Here is a 25,684-nt window from a genome sequence, read left to right as displayed (position 1 = left end):
TCAACGCGCACAAGGCCGGCACCATCAAGGGCCTGTCCGCCGAGATCGGCGCCTCCATCACCTCCGGCGCCGCGATCTGCGAGATCAAGGACTGAGCAAAAGGACCCCATAAAGGAGGAGGCCCCCCGGTGGCTACCGGGGGGCCGTTCGTCGTGCCACGTCCTAGACGCGGCCGCTCAGCGTCTGTTCCACGTCCTGGCTGTGGTAGTAGGTGCGGCCCTGGCCGCTGCGGCGGCGCCACTTGGACTGGCTCGCGTGCCGGTAGACGCTGCCCGTCGGGATGCCCCACAGGCCGGAGACATCGGCCGCGGTCATCCAGCGCACGGCGCCCGCGGAGGGGGCCTCGGCGGCGACCTCGGGGGCGTGGGCGCGGGGGGTGCCGGCGGTCGCCGCCCCCCGCAGGCGGCGGCTGAGCTGGAGCCACTCATGGCCGTGCCAGCGGTGGGCGGGGCTGTGGCTGCACCGGATCACGGCCGGGATCCGGGGCGCCTGCGGCCGTACGACGGCGGTCAGCTTGCCGGGGCAGTCCTGCTCCACGCAGGCGCCGATCAGCAGCTGCTGGCGCACCTCGGGGTCCACCACCTGGCGGGCGCGGCGGACCAGCCGGGCGATCTCGCAGGAGAACTCGCCCGCGGCCGCGTGCCCGGCGAGCCAGTCGAGGTTCCGGCCGAGGAAGACGGCGAGCGGCAGCACGGCCCGGCGGGGTGCCGGGCGGGCGCCCCGCTCCGCGACCACGGCGCCCGCCCAGGAGCCGAGCACGCCGAGGATCTCGGTGCGCACCTCGGCCGCCTGGTGGTTGAAGGCGGCGCTGGGCAGCGGGCCGCCGGAGGTCTTGGGCCGGGTCGGGTCGGGGTTGCTGCCGTCGAGCCGGCGGCCGCAGGCCTCGTGCAGCGCGGGCAGCCGGGACAGGTCCCGGGAGAGCCGTTGCAGACAGACCTGGCACAGCCGGCGGCCGCCGGACAGCAGCCGGCCGGACTCGCCCGCGGCGCGGCGCCCCGTGCACTCGGCGCCCGGGCAGATGTCGACGGCGACGGCCGTACAGCCGTCCCCGGGTATAGGCGGTACAGGCGAAATCGGTGCGTTCATCACTCGCATCCCCCACTCGTGATTCTCCACAGGGTGTGGAAGCTAGTTCGACGACTGGCCGGAAAGCAATGCAGTATGGGGTTTCCGGATTTTGTTGACATTGCCTGACGGTTATTTGACATGCGGGCCATTGACTTCCGTGGTCCCGGCGAAGAGGCTGTTGCGTAGATTCGGAGAAGTGGCCGCAGCGGCCGTTGACCCCCCTTCACCTGGGGTTCCGGCCTGACTTGACGTTTCTCTGTAGGTCGCCTGACGGTCCCTTTTCATTTCTGAGGATCCCTTGACGAACTGGTCGCGATCCTTGAATTCAGGGCATTGAAATGCGGCTGGGGCGGCGAAGAAGATAGTTCCTAAGGTCGCCGAAGTGTCGGTCAGCGCGGCCCGATCAGTTTTTCCGGATCAGACTGGAGAAGGCAGAACACATGACCAAGATCGCAGTTATTCTGGGCAGCACGCGCCCGGGTCGCAGGGGCCAGATGGTGGCGGAGTGGGTGGCCAAGTCCGGCGCCGAGCAGCTGCCGGACGCGGTCTTCGACGTCCTCGACCTGGCGGACTTCGACCTCCCGATCCTGGACGAGCCGCAGCCGCCGGCCTTCGGCCACTACAGCAAGGACCACACCCGCAAGTGGGCCGACGCCATCAAGTCGTACGACGGCTTCGTGTTCGTCACCCCGGAGTACAACCGCTCGATCCCGGGTGTGCTCAAGAACGCGCTCGACTACATCTACGCCGAGTGGAACAACAAGGCCGCCGGCTTCGTGGGTTACGGCCTCCAGGGCGGCGCCCGCGCGATCGAGCACCTGCGGCTCATCCTCTCCGAGCTGAAGGTGGCCACCGTGCGGTCGCAGGTCGGGCTGTCCCTGTTCGGGGACTTCACGATCAGCAACCCGGCCGAGCCGGGCGAGTTCACCCCCGGCCCGCACCAGGCCCAGACGCTCGCCACCATGCTCGGTGAGGTCGTCGAGTGGGCGCAGGCGCTCGAGCCGCTGCGCAAGGACGCGTGAGCCGGGTAGAGGCCAAGCCCGCAGAAACCGACGCGATCACCCCGGCGATCTGGCGACTCGCCGGGGTGATCGCGCTCGGCGCGTTCGCGGGAGGCCTGGACACCTCGCTCATCAACATCGCGCTGGAGACGATCCAGAAGCAGTTCCACACCGGTATCGGGACCGCCCAGTGGATCGCCAGCGGCTATCTGCTGGCGCTCGCCGTGTCCCTGCCGGTGTGTGCCTGGCTCGGCCGGCGGGTCGGTGCGGGCCGGCTGTATCTGTGGGCGCTGGCCGCCTTCACGGTCATCTCGGCGCTGTGCGGACTGGCGCCGAACATCGAGTCGCTGATCGTGCTCCGCGTCTTCCAGGGGCTGACCGCGGGCCTGCTGGTGCCGACCGGTCAGACGATCCTCGGCCAGGCCGTCGGCCCCGGCCGGCTCGGCCGGGTGATGGCCCGGCTCGGCATCGCCGTCACCCTCGCCCCGGCGCTCGGTCCCACGCTCGGCGGCCTGATGCTGCACAACCTGTCCTGGCGCTGGCTGTTCCTGATCAACGTGCCGCTCGGCATCATCGCCATCGCCCTCGGCCGGCGCTACCTGCCGCGCGAGAAGGGCGCGTCGACCACACGGCTGGACTGGGCCGGCTACGGCTATGTCGGGGTGGGTCTGCCGCTGGTCGTGTACTCGCTGACCACCTGGGGCGAGCTGGGCCGCCCGGACGGCGTCCGGGTCCTGCTGCCGCTGGTCATCGGTGTGCTCGGGCTGGCGGTGTTCGTCCGGCACGCGGCCCGCCGCGAGTCCCCGCTGCTCGACATGGGGCTGTTCCGCAACCCCGGCTATGTCGCGGCCTGCGCGGGCTTCGCGTTCAACGGCGCGATGAGCTTCGGCAGCGCGCTGCTGTTCCCGCTCTACTTCCAGCTGCTGCACACCGACGGCGTGGTGGCGACCGGCCTCCAGATGCTGCCGCTGGGCCTCGGCACCGCGCTCACCCTCCCGCTCAGCGGGCGGCTCACCGACAAGTACACCGGCGGCCCGGTCGCGGTGGCCGGCGCGAGCCTGACCGCCCTGGTCACCGCCGCGTTCGCGCTGGCCGACAGCCCGGGCAAGGTGTTCGTCCAGGTCCTGCTGTTCGGGCTGGGCATGGGCACCGGACTGGCCAGCACCCCGATGATGGTCGCCGCGTTCGGCATCGTCCCCCGGGACCGGCTGCCCGACGCCACCGCACAGATCAACATCCTGGTCCGCCTCGGCGGAGCACTGGGCGCCGCGCTGTTCTCGGTGATCGTCGCCCGCGGCCTGTCCTCGGGACCCGAGCACGCCTTCCACACCGCCCTGTGGTGGCAGTTCGGCACGGCCGTCGCCACCCTGCTCGGCACGCTCGGCCTGTGGTGGGCCCTGCGGAAGAACCCGGCACCCACAGCCCATCCTCATCACTGAACTAGGAAGGCCTGAACTGAACATGGATGAGACCGTTTACGACGTGGCCATCCTCGGCTCGGGCATGGCCGGCGGCATGCTCGGGGCCGTGCTCGCCCGCAACGGCGTCAAGGTCCTGCTGATCGACGCCGGGGTGCACCCCCGGTTCGCGGTCGGCGAGTCGACGATCCCCTACACCTCCGTGCTCACGAAGATCATCGCGGAGCGCTACTCGGTGCCCGAGATCGAGCCGATGGCGAGCCACCAGGGGATCGTGGAGAAGATCTCCCCGATGTGCGGCAAGAAGGCCAACTTCGGCTTCGTGTACCACCGCGAGGGCCAGTCGCACGACCCCGAGCAGATCAACCAGATGGTGATCCCGGCCTGGCAGCGCACCGAGAGCCACCTGTTCCGCCAGGACGTCGACGCCTATCTGTTCCACGTCGCGGTCTCCTACGGCGTGGAGCCGCTCAGCGGGACCCGGATCCAGGACATCGACATCGACCCGGCCACCGGCGTCACCCTGCGGTCCGACAAGGGCGCGGAGTTCCGCGCCAAGTACCTGGTGGACGGCAGCGGCTTCCGCTCGCCGGTCGCCGACAAGTTCGGGCTGCGGGACGTCCCGACCCGCGCCCGGCACCACTCGCGCAGCATGTTCACGCACATGGTCGGGGTCACGCCGTTCGACGACGCCGAGGCCGCCCGCGACCACAAGCACCGCAGCCCGTGGCACGAGGGCACGCTGCACCACGTCTTCGACGGCGGCTGGCTGTGGGTCATCCCGTTCGACAACGAGGAGGACTCGCTCAACCCGCTGTGCAGCGTGGGCCTCACCCTGGACGAGCGGGTCTTCCCCAAGACGGACGCGACCGCCCAGGAGGAGTTCGACGACTTCCTGCGCCGCTACCCGGAGATCGCCGAGCAGTTCCGCGGCGCCAAGGCGGTCCGTCCGTGGGTCAGCACCGGCCGGCTCCAGTACTCCGCGCACGACACGGTCGGCGACCGCTTCTGCCTCACCTCGCACGCCGCCGGGTTCATCGACGCGCTGTACTCGCGCGGCCTGACCAACACCCTGGAGGTCGTCAACGCGCTCGCCTGGCGGCTGATCGAGGCGGCCAAGGACGACGACTGGTCGACCGAGCGGTTCGCCTTCATCGACCGGCTCCAGCAGGGGCTGTTCGACGTCCACGACGACGTCGTCTACAGCTCCTTCGTCGGCTTCCGCCACTATGACCTGTGGAACGCGGTGCTCCGAGTCTGGGAGGCCACCACAGTGATGCCCACGGTCACCCTGGAGCAGGCCTTCCGGCGCTTCCAGGAGACCCAGGACGACCAGGTCTTCCGGGACCTGGAGCAGCGGCAGCACCCCGGCCTGCCCGACCCGGTCGGCCAGGACATCCACGAGCTGCTGACCTTCGCCCGCCAGACCTGCCAGGCCGTCGAGGCCGGCGAGGTGGACCCGGCGGACGCCGCCGCGGCCATCTTCGCCCGGATCGCCGAGTCGCCCTGCCTGCCCGAGCCGTTCGACCGGGGCAACCCCGACATCAAGTGCTTCGAGGCCACCCCGGAGCTGGTCGCCGCCGCCCAGGAATGGGGCCGTACCCGGGCCCCCGAGCACGTCGGCCGGATCTTCCGATGACACGCGCTCCCGTGACGACGCCCGCCCGGGACGCCGAGACCCGAGGAGTCCCCCCATGCCTCCGATAGATCTGCTGTTCCTGGACATTGTCGTCATCCTGGCCGCCGCCCGAGTCTTCGGTGCGGCGGCCGTCGCGTTGCGGCAGCCCCGCGTGCTCGGGGAGATCGCGGCCGGGATCGCCCTCGGCCCGACCCTCCTCGGCCACCTGGGCGGCGGCGGGCTGTTTCCCGCCACCGTGCTGCCGCCGCTGAAGACGCTGGCCGCGGTCGGCCTGGTCCTGTTCATGTTCGTGGTCGGGATGGAGCTGGACCAGCGGCTCATCCGGGGCCGCGGCCGGGTGGTCACCGGGGTGGCGGTCGGCGCCACCCTGGTGCCGCTCGTCCTCGGCTGCTCCTACGCCTTCTGGCTCGCCCCCCGCTACGCCGTCGGCGGCCACCTGCCCTTCGTGCTGTTCTTCGGGGTGTCGGTGTCCGCCACCGCGTTCCCGGTGCTGGCCCGCATCATCACCGAACGCGGCATGCAGAAGACGCTGATCGGCGGGATCGCCCTCGCCTGCGCCGCGGTGATCGACATCGTGGCGTACGGCCTGCTCGGTCTGGCGGTGGCCCTCAACTCCGCCTCCGGGCACCAGGCCTGGCGGCTGCTGCTGGTACCGGTCTACCTGCTGGTGATGTTCGGCCTGGTACGGCCGCTGCTGCGCCGGGTGACCGAGGCCGCCGAACCGCTGCCGTACCTGCTGATCGGACTGTTCGCCTCGGCCTGGGTCACCGAGTGGCTGCAAGTGCACTACATCTTCGGGGCGTTCGTGTTCGGCGCGGTCATGCCGCGCTCCGAGGCGCTGCTCACGCGGCTCACCGAGCGGCTGGAACCGGCCGTCCACCTGATGCTGCCCGTGTTCTTCGCGGTGACCGGGCTGACCGTCGACCTCACCGGGCTGCGCCCGGCGCAGCTCGGCGTCCTCGCCGCCGTGCTGGCGATCGCCGTGTTCGGCAAGCTCGGCGGCGGCTATGCCGCGGCCCGGCTGTCCGGCATCCCGCACCGCGGCTCCGCGGTGGTGGCGACGCTGGTCAACGCCCGTGGACTGACCGAGCTGGTGATCCTCTCGGTGGGTCTGGAGCAGGGCCTGCTCGATGTGCGGCTCTACGCGATGCTCCTGGTCATGGCCCTGGTGACCACCGCGATGACCGGGCCGCTGCTCGGCTGGAGCTACCCGGCCGACCAGCTGCGCGAGGACCTCGCGGCGGCGGACCGGGAGCGGCAGGGCGCGGTGGACGGGGCCCGGCGGACCGCCCCCGGCGCCGCCACGGCGGCCCGCCCGGCCGGCACGGCCGCCGCGCCCGGCTCGCCCGGCCCCCGATCTTCCGACGAATCCTTTGGAGGCACTGATGGACGCTGACGTCATCGTCGTGGGAGCCGGGCCTGCGGGCCTGATGCTCGCCGGCGAACTGCGACTGGCCGGAGTCGACACGATCGTGGTCGAACGGCTGCCGGAGCGCACCGGCGAATCGCGCGGACTGGGCTTCACCGCCCGCACGATGGAGGTGTTCGACCAGCGCGGACTGCTGTCCCGCTTCCCGGACATCACCACCAGCAACGTCGGCCACTTCGGCGGACTGCCGGTGGACTTCGCCGTCCTCCAGGGCGCGCACCAGGCCGCCAAGTCGGTGCCCCAGTCGGAGACCGAGGCGGTGCTGGAGTCCTGGGTGACGCAGCTCGGCGCGGACCTGCGCCGCAGCCATGAGCTGGTCTCCCTCACCGACGGCCCCGACGCCGTGGAGGTCGAGGTCAAGGGCCCGGACGGCGCCCAGACGCTGCGCGCCCGCTACCTGGTCGGCTGCGACGGCGGCCGCTCCACCGTGCGCAAGGCGGCCGGCTTCGACTTCCCCGGCACCGCGGCGACCCTGGAGATGTTCCTCGCCGACGTCAAGGGCCTGGACCTGGAACCGTCGATGATCGGGACGACGTACCCCGGCGGCATGGTCATGGTCGGCCCGCTGCCCGGCGGCATCACCCGGCTGATCCTGTGCGAGCGGGGCACCCCGCCGAAGCGCCGCACCACCCCGCCCGGGTACGACGAGGTGGTGGCCGGCTGGAAGCGGGTCACCGGACAGGACATCTCGCACGGCGAGGCGGTGTGGGTCAGCTCCTTCGGCGACGCCACCCGGCAGGCCACCGAGTACCGGCGCGGCCGGGTCTTCCTCGCCGGCGACGCCGCGCACATCCATCTGCCGGCCGGCGGCCAGGGCATGAACACCAGCATCCAGGACGCCGTGAACCTCGGCTGGAAGCTGGCGGCCGTGGTCCGCGGCAAGGCCCCTGAGTCGCTGCTGGACACCTACCACGACGAGCGCCACCCGGTCGGCAAGCGCCTGCTGATGAACACCCAGGCGCAGGGGCTGCTGTTCCTCAGCGGCTCCGAGGTGCAGCCGCTGCGCGATGTGCTGACCGAGCTGATCCAGTACCCGGAGGTCAGCCGCCACCTCGCCGCCATGGTCAGCGGCCTGGAGATCCGGTACGACCTCGACGGCGGCCGGCACCCGCTGCTGGGCCGCCGGATGCCCCGCCTGGAGCTGGCCGGCGAGAACGTCAGCACCAGCAGCACCGAGCTGCTGCACACCGGCCGCGGTGTGCTGCTCGACCTGACCGACAACGCGGTCCTGCGGGGCCGGGCGGCCGGCTGGACCGACCGGGTCGACGTGGTGACGGCCGAGCCGCAGGACCTCGGCGAGGACAGCCCGCTCGTGGGCACCACCGCCGTCCTGGTCCGCCCCGACGGCTATGTCGCCTGGGCCGCGCCCGGCAGCCACAGCGACCTGCCGATGGCGCTGGAGCGGTGGTTCGGCCCGGCGCGCTGAGCCGGACGACGGCGCGAGCCGTGATCAGACGAGGAGAGTCCCCCATGCCGCAGCCCGCCCTGCGCGAGGTCGCACACGAGATCACCGTTTCGGCACCGGCCGCCACGGTCCACCGGCTGCTCGCGGAGGTGGCCGACTGGCCGCTGATCTACCCGCGGATCGTGTACGCAGAGCGGCGCCCGCGCGGCGGTTCTGCCGAACAGGTGCTCATCTGGGCCGCCGACGACGACGGCACCTTCGAGCACTGGACGTCGGAACGCACCCTCGATCCGGAGCGGCTGCGGATCGACTTCCGCCCGACCGGGATCCAGCCGCCGCTCGCCTCCATGGCGGGCGGCTTCGTCGTGGAGCCCGAGGCCGGCGCGGCGCGGCTGCGGCTGCTGCACGCGTTCGCGGTGGTCGGCGACGACCCCGAGGCGACGCGCCGCATCGACGCGGCCGTCGACCGCAACTCCCACAAGGAACTGGGGGAGTTGCGGCGGAACATCGAGCGGGTCGAGGCCTCGGCGGTCCTGTCGTTCACGGAGTCGGCGCGGATCGTCGCCCCGGCGGCGGACGTGTACGACGTCGTACGCGCCGCGGACCGGTGGCCCGGGCGGCTGCCGGGGCTCACCGAGGTCCATGTCACCGGCGGTGAACACGGCCTGGACACGGTCGAGTCGGCACACGCCGGCACGGAGCGGCGCGCCCGCTTCCACCGGCTGTGCCTGCCGCACCGGACGATCGCGCTCCGGCAGATCGCCCCGCCCGCGCCGCTGACGCTGCGCACCGACGTGTGGACCTTCGAGGAGCAGGGAGCGGGCGTGACCGCCTCGGTCCGGCACACCGTCGTGCTGGACCCCGAGGCCGTCACCGGGGCGTACGGCCCTCACGCCACGCTCGCCGACGCCGTGGAGCACATCCGGGCCGGCGTCGCCGCGGAGAGCCGGGCGCTGCTGCGGTACGCCAAGGCGTGCACGGAGCTCCGCACGGCCGGGGCGGTGCGGTCATGACCGGGACCACGGAGGTGCGCCGGCGCGGGCTGCTGGCGGTGCTCGCGGGCAACATGCTCATCGACGCGCTGGAGGTGTCCACGCTGGTCGTGGCCATGCCGTCGATCGCGCGGGAGCTGCATCTCGGGCTCACCGCGGTGCAGTGGACGATGAGCGCGTTCGCGCTCGGCTTCGGCGGGCTGCTGCTGTTCGGCACCCGGCTGGTCGAGCTGCTCGGGCGGCGCCGGGTCTATCTGGCCGGGCTGCTGCTGTTCGCCCTCGCCTCACTGGCCGCGGGGATCGCGACCGACCCGGCGCTGCTGGCGGCCACCCGGTTCGTCAAGGGCTTCTGCGTCGCGCTCACCGCGCCGACCGGACTGGCGATCATCAGCACCTCCTTCGAGGAGGGGCCGGTGCGCGACCGGGCCGTGTCGGTCTACGCCTTCTTCGGGGCCATCGGGTTCACCGCGGGCCTGGTGCTGTCCGGCGTCCTCACCACGGTGAGCTGGCGCTGGGCGCTGGTCTTCCCGGCACCGGCCGTGCTGGTGCTGTTCGTCCTCGGGCTGCGCCTCATCCCGGCCGGGCGGTCCGCTCCGGGCCGGCGGTCCTTCGACGCGGCGGGCGCGGTGACCTTCGCCGGGGCACTGAGTGCGCTGGTCGGGGCGATCGTCGCGGCCGGCCCGGCGTGGCGCGGAGCCGCGCTCGTCGCGTTCGCGGTGCTGCTCGGCTCGTTCCTCGCCGTGGAGCGCCGGGCGGCCCGGCCGCTGCTGCGGATGTCCGCGGTGGCGAACGGGCCGCTGATCCGGTCCGCGCTGTGCGGTGCCGCGTTCAACGGTGCCTATCTGGGGCTGCTGTTCCTCGTCACCTTCCAGCTCCAGGACGGCCACCACTGGTCGCCGCTGCGGACCGCGCTCGCGTTCCTTCCGGCGAGCGTGCCGCTGGCGCTGACGTCGCTGTCGGCGGGGCGGATGGTGCGCCGGTTCGGCGGACCCCGGCTGATCGTGGCCGGCACGCTCCTCGCGTTCCTCGGCTATCTGGTCTACCCGCGCGGGCGGCTGCCCGGCGGATACGCCGTCGACGTGCTGCCCACGCTGCTGCTCGTCGGGGCCGGGTTCGTGCTGGCGTTCGCCGCCCTGAACATGCAGGCCGCCTCCGGGGTGCCGGCCGAGCGGCGGCCGATGGCCGGCGCCGCGTTCCAGACCGCGGTCCAGACCGGCGCCGCGGTCGCCGTCTCCACGGTCGCCGTCCTCGCCGCCCGCTCCGGGGTCACCTCCGGCAGCGCCCTGCTCTTCGTCCTCGCGCTGTCGGCCCTCGGCCTGCTCGCCGCCCTCACCGGTGTGCTGCCGCGGCCCGGGGTGCTGCGCGCCCGGGTGTCCGAGGCCGGGGGGTACGAGGCCGATGCCTGACCCGACGCGCGCCGCGGGCGGCCGTCCGTGCCGCGCGCTCCGGGGGGACGTCCGGCGCCGCCCTGTTCTCCGTCCTCGCGCTGTCGGCGCTCGGCCTGCTCGCCGCCCTCACCGGTGTGCTGCCGCGCCCCGCTGTACTCCGCACTCCCGTATCCGATCTCCGGAGGTACGAGCCCGATGCCTGATCTGACCGGCCTGCTCTCCGCGGCCCGCACCGCCGCCGAGGTCGCCGCCCGCCACGCGGCCGCCGCCGACACCGACCGTCGGCTCGCCGACGACGTGGTGGAGGCCCTGCTGAACGCCGGGTTCGCCCGCCGTTTCGTGCCCGAGCACCTGGGCGGCGCGCCCGTCGGCTTCACCGAGCTGATGGAGTCCGTGGCCGCCGTCGCCGAGGGCTGCGCCTCCGCCGGCTGGGTCGCCTCGCTGATGGCGCAGGGCGCCCGTATCTCCGGCTATCTGCCCGCCGAGGGCCAGGCCGAGGTGTGGGCGAAGGGCGCCGACACCCTGGTGGTCGTCGGGTTCGTCTCGCAGGGCCGGGTGCGTGAGGTGGACGGCGGCTGGGTGCTCTCGGGCACCTGGCCCTATGTCAGCGGGATCGAGTTCTCGCAGTGGGCGCTGGTGCTGGCCGACGCCGACGACGGCCCGCGCTTCTTCGCCGTACCCCGGTCGGAGTACGACTACGACACCTCGTGGTTCACGCTCGGCATGCGGGCCACCGGCAGTCACGCGCTGGCCCTGGACGAGGTCTTCGTCCCGGCCCACCGCTCCTTCCCGCGGGACGAGATGTTCCTGGGCAGGCCCTCGGTGTCCCGCGAACCGTTCCACACCGCCCCGCTGTTCGCCGTGAACGGGCTGACCTTCGGCGCCCCGATCCTCGGCGCGGCCCGCGGTGCCCTCGCGGTCGCCGGTGCCGCGCTGCCGCCGCGGGATGCCGCCCGGCTGGGCTACGCACGGGCGGCGGGCGAGATCGAGGCGGCGACCCTGCTGCTCACCCAGGTGGCCGACCGCGCCGACCAGGGCCGGTACGGCGACGCCGAGCTGCGGGCCGCGTCCCGGGACAGCGCCCTCGCCGTGGACCTGCTGGCCGTCGCGGTGGACCGGCTGTTCGCCGAGTCCGGCACCCGCGGCCAGCGCGAGACCCAGCCGCTCAACCGGATCTGGCGCGATGTGCGCGCCGCCGCCGGCCACGGGGCGCTGCGCTTCGAGCCGGCCGCGATGCGGTTCACCGAACCGCTGGTCAGCGCCTGACGCCCGCACCGCCCACTCGACGAAAGACGAAAGGTGTCGCTCATGTCCGTCCCGAGCCCCCACAAGCTCCGCCTGGCGGTGCTCACCGTCTGCGGCAACGACAGCAGGTCCGGCCCGCTGGTCGCCGACTGGTTCGTCCACGAGGCCGAGCAGTACGACGGCTACGAGGTCGACGTGATCGACCTGGCCGCCGCCGAGCTGCCGGTACTGATCACCCGGCCGCCCACCGCGGAGGCACAGCTGCGGCTGGCGTCCGTCACCCCGCGGCTGGCCGCCGCCGACGCGTTCGTGATCATCACCCCCGAGTACAACCGCGCCTACCCGGCCGTGCTCAAGGGCGCCATCGACTGGCATGTGGCCGAATGGCGGGCCAAGCCGATCGGCTTCGTCTCCTACGGCGGCCGCTCCGGCGGCCTGCGGGCGATCGAGCAGCTCCGGCTGGTCTTCGCCGAGTTGCATGCCGTCACCCTGCGCGACTCGGTCAACTTCATCGACGTATGGGACCAGTTCGGTCCCGACGGCCAGCCCAAGGACGGGCCCGGCTGCGCCGGCGCCGCCAAGGTCATGCTCGACCAGCTGCACTGGTGGGCGACCTCGCTGCGGGAAGCCCGGCTGAACCGTCCCTACCGGGCCGCCTGACCCCCTTTCACCGACGGAGACCCACCGATGCGCGTCCTGATCACGACCATGCCCGCGCCCACCCACCTCACCCCGAACGTGCCGCTCGCCTGGGCGCTGCACAACGCCGGGCACGAGGTGCGGGTGGCGAGCCACCCGAACATGGTCGAGCACATCCACTCGGCCGGGCTGACCGCCGTACCGGTCGGCCGCAACGTGAGCATCCCCGACGCCGTGCACGCCACCGCGGAGGACGAGCGGCTGGAGCGGATCACGGAGGCCCTCGGGCTCACCGAGGCCGAGGCCGACAAGCGCGGCCACATCCGCAACTTCGTGCTCGCCGCCTTCACCCTCTACTACTCGCAGGAGGCCGTGGGCGCCGGCGGCCAGGCCCTGGCCGACGACCTCATCGCCCACGCCCGCTCCTGGCAGCCCGACCTGGTGCTGTGGGACCCGCTGGTGCTGGCCTCGCCGATCGCGGCCCGCGAGGTGGGCGCCGCCCACGCCCGGGTGCTGTGGGGCCTGGACCGGATGGGCTGGCTGCGCAAACGATTCCTCGAGCAGCTCGCCGACCCGGCCTCCGGCCTCGACGAGGACCTGATCCGCCAGGTCATGCAGCCGACCCTCGACCGGCTCGGGCACGAGTTCGACGAGGAGCTGCTGACCGGCCAGTGGACCGTCGACCTGATGCCGCCCCGGCTGGCCGAACCGCTCGGCCTGCGCACCATCCACCTGCGCCGGGTCCCCTACGCCGGACCGGCCACCGTGCCCGACTGGCTGAGCACCCCGCCCGAGCGCCCGCGCATCTGCCTGACCCTCGGCGCCAGCGGCCGCACCTTCTTCCAGGAGAACCACGGGGTGTCGATCGCGAGCCTGCTGGAGATGCTCGGCGAACTCGACGTCGAGGTCGTCGCCACCTTCAACTCCGTCCAGCTGGAGAAGGCCGGCAGCGTCCCCGCCAACGTCCGCACCGTCGACTACATCCCGCTCGGCCAGCTGCTGCCGACCTGCGCCGCGATCATCCACCACGGCGGCGGCGGCACCTACGCGGCCGCCGCCGCGCACAAGGTGCCGCAGATCGTCATCCCCAAGCACTTCGGCGACTTCCTCGACAACGCCCGGTACGTCGCCGAACGCGGCGCCGGTCTCTGCGTCGACCGCGCCACCACCATGGACGACCTGCGCAAGCAGATCCTCCAGGTCATCACCGAGCCGTCGTACCAGGACGGCGCCGCCGACCTGTACGAGGAGGCCCTCGGCACGCCGGGCCCCAACGAGATCGTCCCGGTGCTGGAGCGCCTCACCCGCGAAAACCGCTCCCGGACCGCCGGCCCCCGCTGATCACACCCGAAAGGAGCACCGCCCATGGCTACGCCCGTAGCAACCCACCCACGTGCCCAGGCCGGTCCGGCGGAGGAGCGGCGCGCGGTCGTCGAGGCCGCCCGTGCCGTCTTCGCCCGCGACGGCTGGCTGCACACCTCCCTGGAGGACGTCGCGACCGCGGCCGGGCTGGACGCCGACGCCGTCGCCCACTACTTCAAGGACAAGGAGCAGCTGCTGCTGTCCGTGCTGCTGGACAGCGCCGCCTCCCTGTCCGCCGCGCTGACGGTGGTCGCCGAGAGCCACCTGGCCGAGATCACCGACCTCGAGCAGGACCTGGTCGCGCTCGGCCTGGACTGGCTGTCGCCGCTGGCCACCTACCCCGAGCACTTCGCCATCGTGCGGCACCTCCAGGCCGAGGCGGCCCGGGTGCCGGCCGGGGTGCTGGAGATGTGGCAGACCGCCGGTCCCCGGCAGGCGCAGCGCGAGCTGGCCCGCCGGCTGGAGCGCGTCGCCGAGCGCGGACTGCTCGACATCCCCGACGCCGACCACGCCGCGGGCCGGTTCGTCCAGCTCGTCGCGGGCGGGGTCGTCGGCCGCTCCTTCCACGGCGCCCTGCCGCTCGCCGAGTACGAGACCGAGCAGCTCGTCCGGGCCGGTGTCGCCGACTTCATCCATCTGTTCCGTCCCGGCGCGGACCGCTGACCCAAGTCATCACGGAAGAGAGAAGACATGCACAGCACCCTGATCGTGGCGCGCATGGACGTCGAGTCCAGCGTCCAGGTGGCCAAGCTGTTCGGCGAGTTCGACCGCACGGACATGCCGCACCGCATGGGCACCCGCCGCCGCCAGCTGTTCGCCTACAAGGGCCTGTACTTCCACTTGCAGGACTTCGACGCGGACAACGGCGGCGAGCTGATCGAGGACGCCAAGTCCGACCCGCGCTTCGTGCAGATCAGCCAGGACCTCAAGCCGTTCATCGAGGCCTACGACCCGGCGACCTGGCGGTCTCCGAAGGACGCCATGGCCACCCGCTTCTACGACTGGTCGGCCGCCGAGTGAGGCCGCCGACCACCAACCCGAAGGGAGGCCACGAACAGTGAGCCGTCGCGTTGTCATCACCGGGGTCGGCGTCCTGGCGCCGGGCGGCATCGGCGTCAAGAACTTCTGGAGCCTGCTCAGCGAAGGCCGTACCGCCACCCGCAGGATCAGCTTCTTCGACCCCTCGCAGTTCCGTTCCCAGGTCGCCGCCGAAGCCGACTTCGACCCCGAGCTGCACGGGCTCACCCCGCAGGAGATCCGACGCATGGACCGGGCGGCCCAGTTCGGTGTGGTCGCCGCCCGCGAGGCCCTCCAGGACAGCGGCCTGGCCCTGTCCGGGTTCGACCCGCACCGCACCGGCGTCACCATCGGCAGCGCCGTCGGCGCCACCACCGGACTCGACGAGGAGTACCGGGTCGTCAGCGACGACGGCCGGCTGGACCTGGTCGACCACTCCTACGCCCCGCCGCACCTCTACAACTACTTCGTGCCCAGCTCCTTCTCGGCCGAGGTGGCCTGGGCGGTCGGCGCCGAGGGCCCGGCCACCGTCGTCTCCACCGGCTGCACCTCCGGCCTCGACTCCGTCGGCCACGCCGTGGAGCTGATCCGCGAGGGCAGCGCCGACGTCATGATCGCCGGTGCCACGGACGCCCCGATCTCGCCGATCACGATGGCGTGCTTCGACGCGATCAAGGCGACCACCCCGCGCAACGACGACCCCGAGCACGCCTCCCGCCCCTTCGACAACACCCGCAACGGGTTCGTCCTCGGCGAGGGCGCCGCCGTGTTCGTGCTGGAGGAGCTGGACTCCGCCCGCGCCCGCGGCGCGCACATCTACGCCGAGATCGCCGGCTACGCCTCCCGCTGCAACGCCTTCCACATGACGGGCCTGCGCCCCGACGGCCGGGAGATGGCCGAGGCGATCCGGGTGGCGCTGGCCGAGGCCCGGATGAACCCCGAGGCCATCGACTACATCAACGCCCATGGCTCGGGCACCAAGCAGAACGACCGGCACGAGACGGCCGCGTTCAAGCTCAGCCTCGGCGACCACGCGTACCGCACGCCGGTCAGCTCGATCAAGTCGATGGTCGGGCACTCGCTCGGCGCGATCGGCTCCATCGAGATCGCCGCGTCGGTGCTGGCCATGGAGAACAACGTGGTGCCGCCCACCGCGAACCTGCACACCCCCGACCCGGAGTGCGACCTCGACTACGTGCCGCGGGTCGCCCGCGACCACCGCACCGACGCGGTGCTCACCGTCGGCAGCGGCTTCGGCGGGTTCCAGAGCGCGATGGTGCTGGCCCGTCCCGAGAGGAGCGCGGCATGACCGCCAAGGCAGTGATCACGGGCATCGGCGTCGCCACCGCCAACGGCCTCGGCGTGGACGACTTCTGGGCCGCGACCCGCGTCGGCAAGAACGCCATCGGCCCCGTCACCCGCTTCGACGCGTCCTCGTACCCGGCGCGGCTGGCCGGCGAGATCAGCACCTTCGTCGCCGAGGACCACCTGCCCAGCCGGCTGCTGCCGCAGACCGACCGGATGACCCGGCTCGCGCTGGTCGCCGCGGACTGCGCCTTCGAGGACGCCGGGGTGCGGCCCGGGGACATCCCCGAGTTCGACATGGGCGTCGTCACCGCCTCCACCTCCGGCGGCTTCGAGTTCGGCCAGAACGAGCTGAAGAAGCTGTGGAGCCAGGGCAGCCAGTACGTGAGCGCCTACCAGTCGTTCGCCTGGTTCTACGCCGTCAACAGCGGCCAGATCTCCATCCGCAACGGGATGCGCGGCCCGAGCGGCGTCGTCGTCAGCGACCACGCGGGCGGCCTCGACGCCATCGCCCAGGCCCGGCGGCAGATCCGCAAGGGCAGCAAGCTGATCTTCTCCGGCGGCTTCGACGCCTCGATCTGCCCCTGGGGCTGGGTCGCGCAGATCGCCGGCGGCCGGCTGTCCACCCGGACCGACCCGGACCGCGCCTACCTGCCCTTCGACCAGGACGCCAGCGGCTATGTGCCCGGCGAGGGCGGCGCGCTGCTCATCCTGGAGGACGAGCGCACCGCCCGCGAGCGCGAGGCGCCCACGCTGTACGGCGAGATCGCCGGCTACGGCGCCACCTTCGACCCCCGCCCGGACAGCGGACGCGAGCCCGGACTGCGCCGCGCCATCGAGGTGGCCCTGGCGGACGCCAAGGTGGCGCCGGGCGACGTCGACGTCGTCTTCGCCGACGCGGCCGGCACACCCGAGCTGGACCGCGCCGAGGCCGAGGCGATCACCGCGGTCTTCGGTCCCGGGGGCGTCCCGGTCACCGCGCCCAAGACCATGATCGGCCGGCTCTACTCGGGCTCCGCCCCGGTGGATGTGGTCTCCGCGGTGCTGGCCATCCGCGAGGGCATCATCCCGCCCACCACCAACGTCGAGCTGTCGCCGGAGTACGACATCGACCTCGTCGTGGGCCAGGCCCGGCCCGCGTCCGTGTGCACGGCGCTCGTGCTCGCCCGCGGCTACGGCGGCTTCAACTCCGCCGTCGTGGTCCGCGAGGTCGGCTGACCGCCGGCCCCCTGATCTCCCCCATGCGCCCGTCGCCGTCCGGTGGCGGGCTTCGTCATGAGCACCGGTCATCAGCACCGGCCGTCGGCACCAGCCGCCGGCACCGGTGACCGGCACCATCCATCGGCGCGCCGCCCGGCGCGCGGGAAGGACGAACCACCCATGTCCGCACCGACCTTCACCATCGACGACCTCAAGCGCATCCTCCTGGAGGGCGCCGGCGCCGAGGAGGGCGTCGACCTCGACGGCGACATCCTCGACACCGACTTCGAGGAGCTGGGCTACGAGTCGCTGGCCCTGCTGGAGACCGGCGGCCGCATCGAGCGCGAGTACGGCATCTTGCTGGACGACGACATCTTCGCCGACAACCGCACCCCGCGGGCGCTGGTCGCCGCCATCAACGACCAGCTCGCCTCGCTCGTCGCCTCCTGACCCCGCACCACCGCCCGGAGTACGGCCGCCGTCCGCGGGGCACGGCGGCCGTCCCGGCCGGTCACCCCCTCTCATCGCCAGGCCCAACGCCACGCTCATCGCCTCTCTCAACGCGTTTGGAGAACCCACCCATGTCGCAGCAGGACCAGCGGGTCGCGCTCGTCACCGGCGCCACCAGCGGAATCGGGCTCGCCGTCGCCCGCCTTCTGGCCACCCAGAACCACCGTGTGTTCATCGGCGCGCGCAACGCCGACAACGTGGCCGAGACCGTCAAGCAGCTCCAGGACGAGGGCCTGGACGTCGACGGCACCACCCTCGACGTGCGCTCCCCGGAGGACGTCGCCGCCTTCGTGCGCGCCGCCGTCGACCGCTTCGGCACCGTCGACGTCCTGGTCAACAACGCGGGCCGGTCCGGCGGCGGGGTCACCGCCGACATCGCCGACGACCTGTGGCACGACGTCATCGACACCAACCTCAACAGCGTCTTCCGGATGACGAAGGAAGTGCTGAACACCGGCGGCATGCGGGACAAGAAGCGCGGCCGCATCATCAACATCGCCTCCACCGCGGGCAAGCAGGGCGTGGTCCTCGGCGCCCCCTACTCGGCCTCCAAGCACGGCGTCGTCGGCTTCACCAAGGCCCTCGGCAACGAGCTGGCCCCGACCGGCATCACCGTCAACGCCGTCTGCCCCGGCTATGTCGAGACCCCGATGGCCCAGCGCGTCCGCCAGGGCTACGCGGCCGCCTACGACACCACCGAGGACCAGATCCTCCAGAAGTTCCAGTCGAAGATCCCGCTCGGCCGCTACTCCACCCCGGAGGAGGTCGCCGGCCTGGTCGGCTACCTGGCCTCCGACACCGCCGCCTCCATCACCGCGCAGGCCCTCAACGTCTGCGGCGGCCTCGGCAACTTCTGAGCCCACGACCCGCCACCCCAAGGAGAGTTCACGATGACTTCCCGTGAGGTCGAGCACGAGATCACCGTCTCGGCACCGGCCGATGCCGTCTACCGGCTCATCGCCGAGGTGCGCAACTGGCCGCGCATCTTCCCGCCCACCATCTACGTCGACCACCTGGAGCAGGACGGCGCCACCGAGCGCATCCGCATCTGGGCCACCGCCAACGGCGAGGCGAAGAACTGGACCTCGCGCCGCGTCCTCGACCCGGAGAACCTGCGCATCGAGTTCCGCCAGGAGGTCTCCACCCCGCCGGTCGCCGCGATGGGCGGCACCTGGATCATCGAGCCGCTGTCCCCGGCCGAGTCCCGGGTCCGGCTGCTGCACGACTACCGCGCCATCGACGACGACCCCGAGGGCCTGGCCTGGATCGACGAGGCCGTGGACCGCAACTCCCGCTCCGAGCTGGCCGCGCTGAAGACCAACGTCGAACTCGCGCACGCCGCCGAGGACCTGACGTTCTCCTTCGAGGACACCGTGCACATCGCCGGTGCCGCCAAGGACGTCTACGACTTCATCAACGAGGCCGACCGGTGGTCCGAGCGGCTGCCGCACGTGGCGACCGTACGGCTGACCGAGGACACCCCCGGCCTCCAGACGCTGGAGATGGACACCCGCGCCAAGGACGGCTCGACGCACACCACCAAGTCGTACCGGGTGACCTTCCCGCACCAGAAGATCGCCTACAAGCAGATCACCCTGCCGGCGCTGATGACCCTGCACACCGGCTACTGGACGTTCGCCGAGACGGACGACGGCGTCGCCGCCTCCTCGCAGCACACGGTCACCATCAACACGGCGAACATCGAGAAGATCCTCGGTCCGGACGCCACCGTCGAGACCGCGAAGACCTTCGTCCAGGACGCGCTCAGCACCAACAGCCGCGCCACCCTCGGCCACGCCAAGGCCTACGCGGAAGCCCGGGCGGCCTGACCATGACCCAGGACTGCACCACCACCCAGGTGATCGTGGTCGGCGCGGGGCCGGTCGGGCTGATGCTCGCCTGCGAACTGCGGCTCGGCGGCGCGGACGTCGTGGTCCTGGAGCAGCTCACCACGCCGACCACGGAATCGCGGGCGTCCACCCTGCACGCCCGCACCATGGAGCTCCTCGACAGCCGCGGCCTGCTGGACACCCTGGGGGAGATCCCCGGTGAACCCCGCGGCCACTTCGGCGGGCTGCCGCTGGACCTGACCCTGCCCAGCCCCTGGCCGGGCCAGTGGAAGGTGCCGCAGACCCGGCTGGAGGAGCTGCTCGGCGCACGCGCCGCCGAGCTGGGCGCCGACGTACGGCGCGGACACCGGCTGACCGCCCTGCGCACCGGCGCCGACGGCGCCGAGGCCGAGGTGCTCGGCCCGGACGGGCGGACCCTGCTCTTCCGCGCCCCGTACCTGGTCGGCTGTGACGGCGAGGACAGCGCCGTCCGCCGGCTCGGCGGCTTCGACTTCCCCGGCACCGACGCCGTCCGCGAGCTGATCCGCGCGGACGTCGACGGCATCGACATCCCGGGCCGGCGCTTCGAGCGTCTGCCGGGCGGACTGGCCATCGCGGCCCGCCGCCCCGACGGCGTCACCCGCGTGATGGTCCACGAGTTCGGCGCCGAACCCCGCCCCGGGCAGCCGGAGTTCGCCGACATCGCGGCCGCCTGGCAGCGGGTCACCGGCGAGGACATCAGCGGCGGCACCCCGCTGTGGGTGAACTCCTTCGGCGACGCGGCACGGCAGGCCACCGCCTACCGCCGCGGCCCGCTGCTGCTGGCCGGCGACGCCGCGCACCGGCAGATGCCGATCGGCGGCCAGGCCCTCAACCTCGGTCTCCAGGACGCCGTCAACCTCGGCTGGAAGCTGGCCGCCGAGGTCACCGGCCGCGCCCCCGCGGGCCTGCTGGACAGTTACGACGCCGAGCGGCGCCCGGTGGGCGAGCGCGTCCTCGGCAACATCGCCGCCCAGGCCCGGCTGCTGCTCGGCGGCCCGGAGGTCAACGCCCTGCGCGAGGTGCTGGCCGAGCTGATCCCGATGGAGAACGTCCGCACCCGGCTGGCCGGCATGATCTCCGGCCTCGACATCGTCTACGGCACCGGTGACGGCACCGGACACCGGCTCCCGCCCCGGGACGCCACCGCCGGAGCGCTGCGCACCGCCCGGGGCGCGCTCCTGCTGCCGCCCGGCGACACCGGACTGCGCGCGGCCGCCGCCCCCTGGGCCGACCGGGTACGGCCCGTGGACGGCGACCCCGGCGACACCGAGGCCCTGCTCGCCCGGCCCGACGGCTATGTCGCCTGGACCGGCACGGCACCGCAGGAGCTGCGCACCGCCCTGCGCCGCTGGTTCGGCGAGCCGACGGCCACGGAGACCGGGCCGGCCGGGGCGCCCGCCCCCGCACCGCGGAAGACCTCCGCACCCCGGAAGACCTTCGCACACCGGAAGAACTGGAGAACCGACATGGCAAAGCTCACCGGCAAGACGGCGCTGGTCACCGGCGCGAGCCGGGGCATGGGCCGGGCCACGGCGCTGCGGCTGGCGGCCGACGGCGCGCTGGTCGCGGTCCACTACAACAGCGGCCGGGAGGCGGCCGAGGAGGTCGTCGAGCGGATCGAGAAGGACGGCGGCCGCGCCTTCACCGTGCAGGCCCGGCTCGGCGTGGACGGCGACGTCCACGAGCTGTTCCTCGGCCTGGAGGAGGGGCTGCGCGAGCGCACCGGCTCCACCGACCTGGACATCCTGGTCAACAACGCCGGTGTGATGGGCGGGGTGAAGCCCGAGGAGACCACCCCGGAGAAGTTCGACGAGGTGTTCCGGGTCAACGCCCGCGCCCCCTTCTTCCTCGTCCAGCGCGCCCTGAAGAACCTCCGCGACGGCGGCCGGATCATCAGCATCTCCTCCGGCCTGACCCGCTTCGCCAACCCGGACGAGATCGCGTACGCCATGAGCAAGGGCGCGGTCGAGCAGCTGACCCTGCACTTCGCCAAGTACCTGGGCCCGCGCGGCATCACCGTGAACAGCGTCGCCCCCGGCATCACCCGCAACGACAACCCGGTGTTCGGCATCCCCGAGGTCGTCGAGCAGATGGCCGCGATGTCCGCGTTCAACCGGGTCGGCGAGCCGGAGGACATCGCCGACGTGATCGGCTTCCTCGCCTCCGAGGACGCCCGCTGGATCACCGGCGCCTTCATCGACGCCACCGGCGGCACCCTCCTCGGCTGACCCGCCCCCAGACGTCGGCGTCACATCCCCCGTCGCGCCGACCCACCGGCCGCCCCCCTTTCCCCCTGGGGGCGGCCGGTGCGCCCCGCAAGGGGCGCGGTCGCCCCTCAGGGGCGCGGGGAACTGCGCGACCAGCCACAACGCACCCGCACCCGGCAACGAAACACAACCCCCCACCCCGGAAGCCGCCAAAAACACCCCCGCTCCCAAGGACACCGCGATGACCACCACCCCCACCGCCATCCCGACGGAGTCAACCGCACGGCGGCGGTTCCTCGACCGCTACGTCCGCCGGGAGATCGGCCACGTCCTGGGCCTCGCCCCCCACCGCATCGACACCACCGGCCGCACCATGTACAGCCTGGGCATCGGCTCGATCGCCGGCCTGGAACTCCAGTGCCGACTGGAGGCCGGCCTCGGCGTCGCCGTGGATCTCCAGCGCCTGCTGCGGGCCAACAGCGCGGCCGAACTGATCGACTGCCTCACCAAACAGCTCGCCCCGGCCGGCGGCCACGCGCAGTCTGCGGTCACGGCATGACCGCCCCGGCCGCGCCGCCGGCGCCCGCGCCCACGCCGACGCCGTACCGGCGTCCGCGGCCACCGGAGTCCGCCGTCCCGCCCGACCTGCTCGACCTGTGGCTGATCCGCAGCCCCGCCGAAGCCGGCCGCCTCGACCTCTCCGTGCTCGACGCCGCCGAACGCGCCCGCGCCGAGGGCTTTCTGCGCCCGGCCGACGGGCTGCTGTACGCGGCCGCGCACATCGGCCTGCGCCGGCTGCTGGCCCGGTACACCGGGCAGCCCCCCGAAGAGCTGCGCTTCGCCCGGGAACCGTGCCCGGGCTGCGGGAAGCCGCACGGCCGTCCGATGCTGGCCCGGCCCCCGGGGGACGCGTCACCGCCCCTGCACTTCTCGCTGTCGCACAGCTCCGGTGTCGCCCTCGTCGGCGTGGCGGCCGTACCCGTCGGCGTCGACGTGGAACGGCTGCCCCGGGAGGAGACCGCCGCGATCTGCACGCCCGCCCTGCACCCGGACGAGCGCGCCGAGCTGGAGGCCGCGCCGCCGCACGCGCGCCGGGCGGCCTTCGGCCGGCTGTGGACCCGCAAGGAGGCCTACCTCAAGGGGATCGGCACCGGCCTGAGCCGTGGCCCGGCCCAGGACTACCTGGGTGAGCGCACCGGCGCGCACCCGCCCGGCTGGACCGTGCTCGGCATCCCCTGCTTCCCGACGCACGTCGCGGCGGCGGCCGTACGCCACCCGGCGCCCGCCGAGGCCGGGGTGCGCTGTGTGCCGGGGCCGTGGCTGGACGCCTCGGACAGCTGGCGCACCCCGGACCTGCCCCGCTCGGTCCGGGTGGACGTGCCCACGGGCCCCGGACGAACGCCGCACGACGAAGGAAAGGACGTGACCGGATGACGACGACAACGACGACTGCGGCGACCGCGACGACCACGACCGTCACCGCCCTCGTCTTCTCCGGCCTGGGCCCGCACCGCGCGGGCGCGGCGGAGCCCCGGCCCGCCCGGGCCGCCGCCTACGAGCGGGCCGCCGACGAACTGCTGGGCATCCCGCTGACCGCGCTGTCCCGGCGCGGCCCGGACCGGCACCTGGCCGATCCGGCGGTCGGCTGCCCGGCCGCCTTCATGGCCGGCCTGGTGGCGCTGGAGGAGCTGCGCGCCCGGGGCGAACAGCCGGACCTCGTCGCCGGGCACAGCCTGGGCGAGTACGCCGCCCTGGTCGCCGCGGACGTGCTGCACTGGCGCGACGCGCTGCTGCTGGTGCGGCTGCACGCCGAGCTGGTGGCCACGGCCGGGGACCGGCTGCCCGGCGGCATGGCCGTGGTCGAGGGGCTGGACGCGGCCGAAGTGGCCCGGCTGTGCGCCGGGTCCACGGCGGCCGGGCTCCCCGTGGAGATCGCCTGCGAGAACGGCCCCGGGCACACCGTGGTCTCCGGCACGACCGCCGGACTGGACCGGCTGGTGCGCGCGGCCGGGGCCGCCGGGGCCGCCCGCGTCACCCGGCCGGCGGCCGGCGGCCCGTTCCACTCGCCCCTGCTGCGCGACTACGAGGCCGAGTTCACCCAGGCGCTGGTGGAGACCGACTTCCGCGATCCGCGCATCCCCGTCGTCTCCTGCGTCACCGGCCGGCCGGTCACCACCGCCGCCGAGGCCGTGGTGGCGCTGCGCGCCCTGCTCACCGCGCCCGTGCGGTGGACCGACACCGTGGAGCGGCTGCTCGCCCTCGGCGCCGAACGGTTCGTGGAGGCCGGTCCGGCGCCCGTGCTGGCCGACTCCATCCGCCGTATCGCCCCCGCCGCGGACCTCCGGCAGGCCGGCCGGGCGAGGGCCGCCGCGCTGTCCGCCTGACATCCGTTGAATCCAAGTGGAGGACCTGGAGGTTCCCATGCCCGACGCGACCGATCCACTGCGCGGCCGTATCGAGGAACTGACCGAACGCAAGCGCACCGCCCAGGACGGCCCGGACCCCGCCGCCACCGAGCGCCAGCACGCCAAGGGCAAGCTGACCGCGTACGAGCGGATCGCGCTGCTCCTGGACAAGGGGTCGTTCAACGAGGTGGAGACGCTGCGCCGGCACCGGGCGAGCGGCTTCGGCCTGGAGCACAAGAAGCCCTACGGCGACGGTGTGGTCACCGGCTGGGGCACCGTGCACGGCCGTACGGTCTTCGTCTACGCCCATGACTTCCGGATCTTCGGCGGGGCGCTCGGCGAGGCGCACGCGCAGAAGATCCACAAGATCATGGACCTGGCCGAGGCCGCCGGCGCCCCGCTGGTGTCGCTGAACGACGGCGCGGGCGCCCGGATCCAGGAGGGCGTCACCGCGCTCGCCGGCTACGGCGGCATCTTCCGCCGCAACACCCGGGCGTCCGGGGTGATCCCGCAGATCAGCGTGATGCTCGGCCCGTGCGCGGGCGGCGCCGCCTACAGCCCCGCCCTCACCGACTTCGTCTTCATGGTCCGCGAGACCTCGCAGATGTTCATCACCGGCCCCGACGTGGTCAAGGCCGTCACCGGTGAGGAGATCACCCAGAACGGCCTCGGCGGCGCGGACGTCCACGCGGCCACCTCCGGCGTGGCGCACTTCGCGTACGACGACGAGGAGGCGTGCCTGGAGGACGTGCGCTACCTGCTGTCGCTGCTGCCCTCCAACAACCGTGAACTGGCCCCCGTCGAGCACTCCGGGGACCCGGCGGACCGGCTCAACGACCGGCTGCTGGACCTGGTCCCGGCCGAGCCCGGGCAGTCGTACGACATCCGCGCGGTGATCGAGGAGATCGTCGACGACGGCGAGTACTTCGAGATCCACCCGGCCTGGGCGACCAACCTGGTGTGCGCGCTGACCCGGCTCGACGGCCAGGTCGTCGGCATCCTGGCCAACCAGCCCGCCAGCATGGCCGGCGTCCTCGACATCGAGGCGTCCGAGAAGGGCGCCCGGTTCGTGCAGTTCTGCGACGCCTTCAACATTCCGCTGGTCACCCTGGTGGACGTGCCGGGCTTCCTGCCGGGCGTGGACCAGGAGCACAACGGCATCATCCGGCGCGGCGCCAAGCTGCTGTTCGCCTACTGCAACGCGACCGTGCCGCGGATCTCGCTGGTGCTGCGCAAGGCCTACGGCGGCGCCTACATCGTCATGGACTCGCGCTCGATCGGCGCCGACCTGGCGCTCGCCTGGCCCACCAACGAGATCGCGGTGATGGGCGCCGAGGGCGCCGCCAACGTGGTCTTCCGGCGCGAGATCAACGCCGCCGACGATCCCGAGGCCGTACGGGAGCAGCGCATCAAGGAATACAAGGAAGAGCTGATGCACCCGTACTACGCGGCCGAGCGCGGTCTGGTCGACGACGTGATCGACCCGCGCGAGACCCGCTCGGTGCTCATCCGCTCGCTGCGGATGCTCCGCGCCAAGCACGCGGACCTGCCGTCCCGCAAGCACGGCAACCCCCCGCAGTAGG

Annotated in this window: 23 protein-coding genes; 22 read left to right on the top strand and 1 reads right to left on the bottom strand. The window is 72.8% G+C overall.

Translation table 11 applies throughout. The features are described 5' to 3' along the window. Window positions 1-162: 162 nt before the first annotated feature. Complete coding sequence (locus ACWCV9_RS36370; RefSeq protein ID WP_450793150.1) at window positions 163-1,086, bottom strand: hypothetical protein; 924 nt, start codon at window positions 1,084-1,086, stop codon at window positions 163-165. 422 nt (window positions 1,087-1,508) lie between these two features. On the opposite strand from ACWCV9_RS36370, the gene ACWCV9_RS36365 reads away from it, so the two are divergent. The 22 genes from ACWCV9_RS36365 to ACWCV9_RS36260 all read left to right on the top strand — a co-directional run bounded on the left by ACWCV9_RS36365 (window position 1,509) and on the right by ACWCV9_RS36260 (window position 25,683). After that, window positions 1,509-2,090, top strand: coding sequence for an NADPH-dependent FMN reductase (locus ACWCV9_RS36365; RefSeq protein WP_450793148.1), 582 nt, complete (start codon window positions 1,509-1,511; stop codon window positions 2,088-2,090). Beyond that, entirely contained in the window at window positions 2,087-3,508 is a 1,422-nt protein-coding gene (locus tag ACWCV9_RS36360; RefSeq protein WP_450793146.1) for a DHA2 family efflux MFS transporter permease subunit, read from the top strand. The genes ACWCV9_RS36365 and ACWCV9_RS36360 overlap by 4 nt, the downstream gene beginning before the upstream one ends. Window positions 3,509-3,530: 22 nt before the next feature. Further along, window positions 3,531-5,126: an NAD(P)/FAD-dependent oxidoreductase gene (locus tag ACWCV9_RS36355; RefSeq protein WP_450793145.1), complete on the top strand. Its 1,596-nt coding sequence runs from the start codon at window positions 3,531-3,533 to the stop codon at window positions 5,124-5,126. A 55-nt stretch (window positions 5,127-5,181) separates the two neighbouring features. Then, the gene (locus ACWCV9_RS36350; RefSeq protein ID WP_450793143.1) at window positions 5,182-6,522 is read left to right on the top strand and encodes a cation:proton antiporter domain-containing protein; all 1,341 of its coding nucleotides are present in this window, start codon (window positions 5,182-5,184) and stop codon (window positions 6,520-6,522) included. Then, on the top strand, window positions 6,512-7,981 hold the full coding sequence (locus ACWCV9_RS36345) for an FAD-dependent monooxygenase (RefSeq protein WP_450793141.1): 1,470 nt from the start codon (window positions 6,512-6,514) through the stop codon (window positions 7,979-7,981). The genes ACWCV9_RS36350 and ACWCV9_RS36345 overlap by 11 nt, the downstream gene beginning before the upstream one ends. A gap of 44 nt (window positions 7,982-8,025) precedes the next feature. Continuing rightward, window positions 8,026-8,973 carry an aromatase/cyclase gene (locus tag ACWCV9_RS36340; protein ID WP_450793140.1) on the top strand — a complete coding sequence of 316 codons (948 nt, stop codon included), beginning with the start codon at window positions 8,026-8,028 and terminating at the stop codon, window positions 8,971-8,973. Continuing rightward, window positions 8,970-10,358, top strand: coding sequence for an MFS transporter (locus ACWCV9_RS36335; RefSeq protein WP_450793138.1), 1,389 nt, complete (start codon window positions 8,970-8,972; stop codon window positions 10,356-10,358). The genes ACWCV9_RS36340 and ACWCV9_RS36335 overlap by 4 nt, the downstream gene beginning before the upstream one ends. 177 nt (window positions 10,359-10,535) lie before the next feature. After that, window positions 10,536-11,606, top strand: a complete 1,071-nt coding sequence (locus ACWCV9_RS36330; protein ID WP_385847943.1) for an acyl-CoA dehydrogenase family protein — start codon at window positions 10,536-10,538, stop codon at window positions 11,604-11,606. 42 nt (window positions 11,607-11,648) lie between these two features. Further along, the gene (locus ACWCV9_RS36325; RefSeq protein ID WP_385847944.1) at window positions 11,649-12,245 is read left to right on the top strand and encodes an NADPH-dependent FMN reductase; all 597 of its coding nucleotides are present in this window, start codon (window positions 11,649-11,651) and stop codon (window positions 12,243-12,245) included. 27 nt (window positions 12,246-12,272) lie between these two features. After that, window positions 12,273-13,565 carry an activator-dependent family glycosyltransferase gene (locus tag ACWCV9_RS36320; protein ID WP_450793135.1) on the top strand — a complete coding sequence of 431 codons (1,293 nt, stop codon included), beginning with the start codon at window positions 12,273-12,275 and terminating at the stop codon, window positions 13,563-13,565. A gap of 24 nt (window positions 13,566-13,589) precedes the next feature. Continuing rightward, window positions 13,590-14,249, top strand: a complete 660-nt coding sequence (locus ACWCV9_RS36315) for a TetR/AcrR family transcriptional regulator (RefSeq protein ID WP_385847946.1) — start codon at window positions 13,590-13,592, stop codon at window positions 14,247-14,249. A gap of 27 nt (window positions 14,250-14,276) precedes the next feature. Next, window positions 14,277-14,606: a TcmI family type II polyketide cyclase gene (locus ACWCV9_RS36310; protein WP_385847947.1), complete on the top strand. Its 330-nt coding sequence runs from the start codon at window positions 14,277-14,279 to the stop codon at window positions 14,604-14,606. Window positions 14,607-14,643: 37 nt separating this feature from the next. Beyond that, on the top strand, window positions 14,644-15,912 hold the full coding sequence (locus ACWCV9_RS36305; protein ID WP_385847948.1) for a beta-ketoacyl-[acyl-carrier-protein] synthase family protein: 1,269 nt from the start codon (window positions 14,644-14,646) through the stop codon (window positions 15,910-15,912). Next, window positions 15,909-17,126, top strand: coding sequence for a ketosynthase chain-length factor (locus ACWCV9_RS36300; RefSeq protein WP_385847949.1), 1,218 nt, complete (start codon window positions 15,909-15,911; stop codon window positions 17,124-17,126). The genes ACWCV9_RS36305 and ACWCV9_RS36300 overlap by 4 nt, the downstream gene beginning before the upstream one ends. Window positions 17,127-17,288: 162 nt before the next feature. After that, a complete protein-coding gene (locus tag ACWCV9_RS36295; RefSeq protein ID WP_385847950.1) occupies window positions 17,289-17,558 on the top strand; it encodes an acyl carrier protein in 270 nt (89 codons plus the stop codon). 131 nt (window positions 17,559-17,689) lie between these two features. Then, window positions 17,690-18,475, top strand: coding sequence for a 3-oxoacyl-ACP reductase (locus ACWCV9_RS36290; protein WP_385847951.1), 786 nt, complete (start codon window positions 17,690-17,692; stop codon window positions 18,473-18,475). Between the two features lie 33 nt (window positions 18,476-18,508). Beyond that, window positions 18,509-19,447, top strand: a complete 939-nt coding sequence (locus ACWCV9_RS36285; RefSeq protein WP_450793132.1) for an aromatase/cyclase — start codon at window positions 18,509-18,511, stop codon at window positions 19,445-19,447. Between the two features lie 2 nt (window positions 19,448-19,449). Continuing rightward, window positions 19,450-21,717, top strand: coding sequence for an SDR family oxidoreductase (locus ACWCV9_RS36280; protein ID WP_450793130.1), 2,268 nt, complete (start codon window positions 19,450-19,452; stop codon window positions 21,715-21,717). Window positions 21,718-21,937: 220 nt separating this feature from the next. Next, the gene (locus ACWCV9_RS36275) at window positions 21,938-22,255 is read left to right on the top strand and encodes an acyl carrier protein (RefSeq protein ID WP_385847954.1); all 318 of its coding nucleotides are present in this window, start codon (window positions 21,938-21,940) and stop codon (window positions 22,253-22,255) included. Beyond that, the gene (locus tag ACWCV9_RS36270) at window positions 22,252-23,130 is read left to right on the top strand and encodes a 4'-phosphopantetheinyl transferase family protein (RefSeq protein WP_450793127.1); all 879 of its coding nucleotides are present in this window, start codon (window positions 22,252-22,254) and stop codon (window positions 23,128-23,130) included. The genes ACWCV9_RS36275 and ACWCV9_RS36270 overlap by 4 nt, the downstream gene beginning before the upstream one ends. After that, window positions 23,127-24,080, top strand: a complete 954-nt coding sequence (locus ACWCV9_RS36265; RefSeq protein WP_450793126.1) for an ACP S-malonyltransferase — start codon at window positions 23,127-23,129, stop codon at window positions 24,078-24,080. Before ACWCV9_RS36270 ends, ACWCV9_RS36265 begins: the two co-directional genes overlap by 4 nt. Before the next feature lie 37 nt (window positions 24,081-24,117). Further along, entirely contained in the window at window positions 24,118-25,683 is a 1,566-nt protein-coding gene (locus ACWCV9_RS36260) for an acyl-CoA carboxylase subunit beta (protein WP_450793125.1), read from the top strand. Window position 25,684 lies beyond the last annotated feature (1 nt).

The organism is Streptomyces sp. NPDC001606 (assembly GCF_053596835.1).
This window is presented reverse-complemented; position numbering and strand designations above follow the sequence as displayed.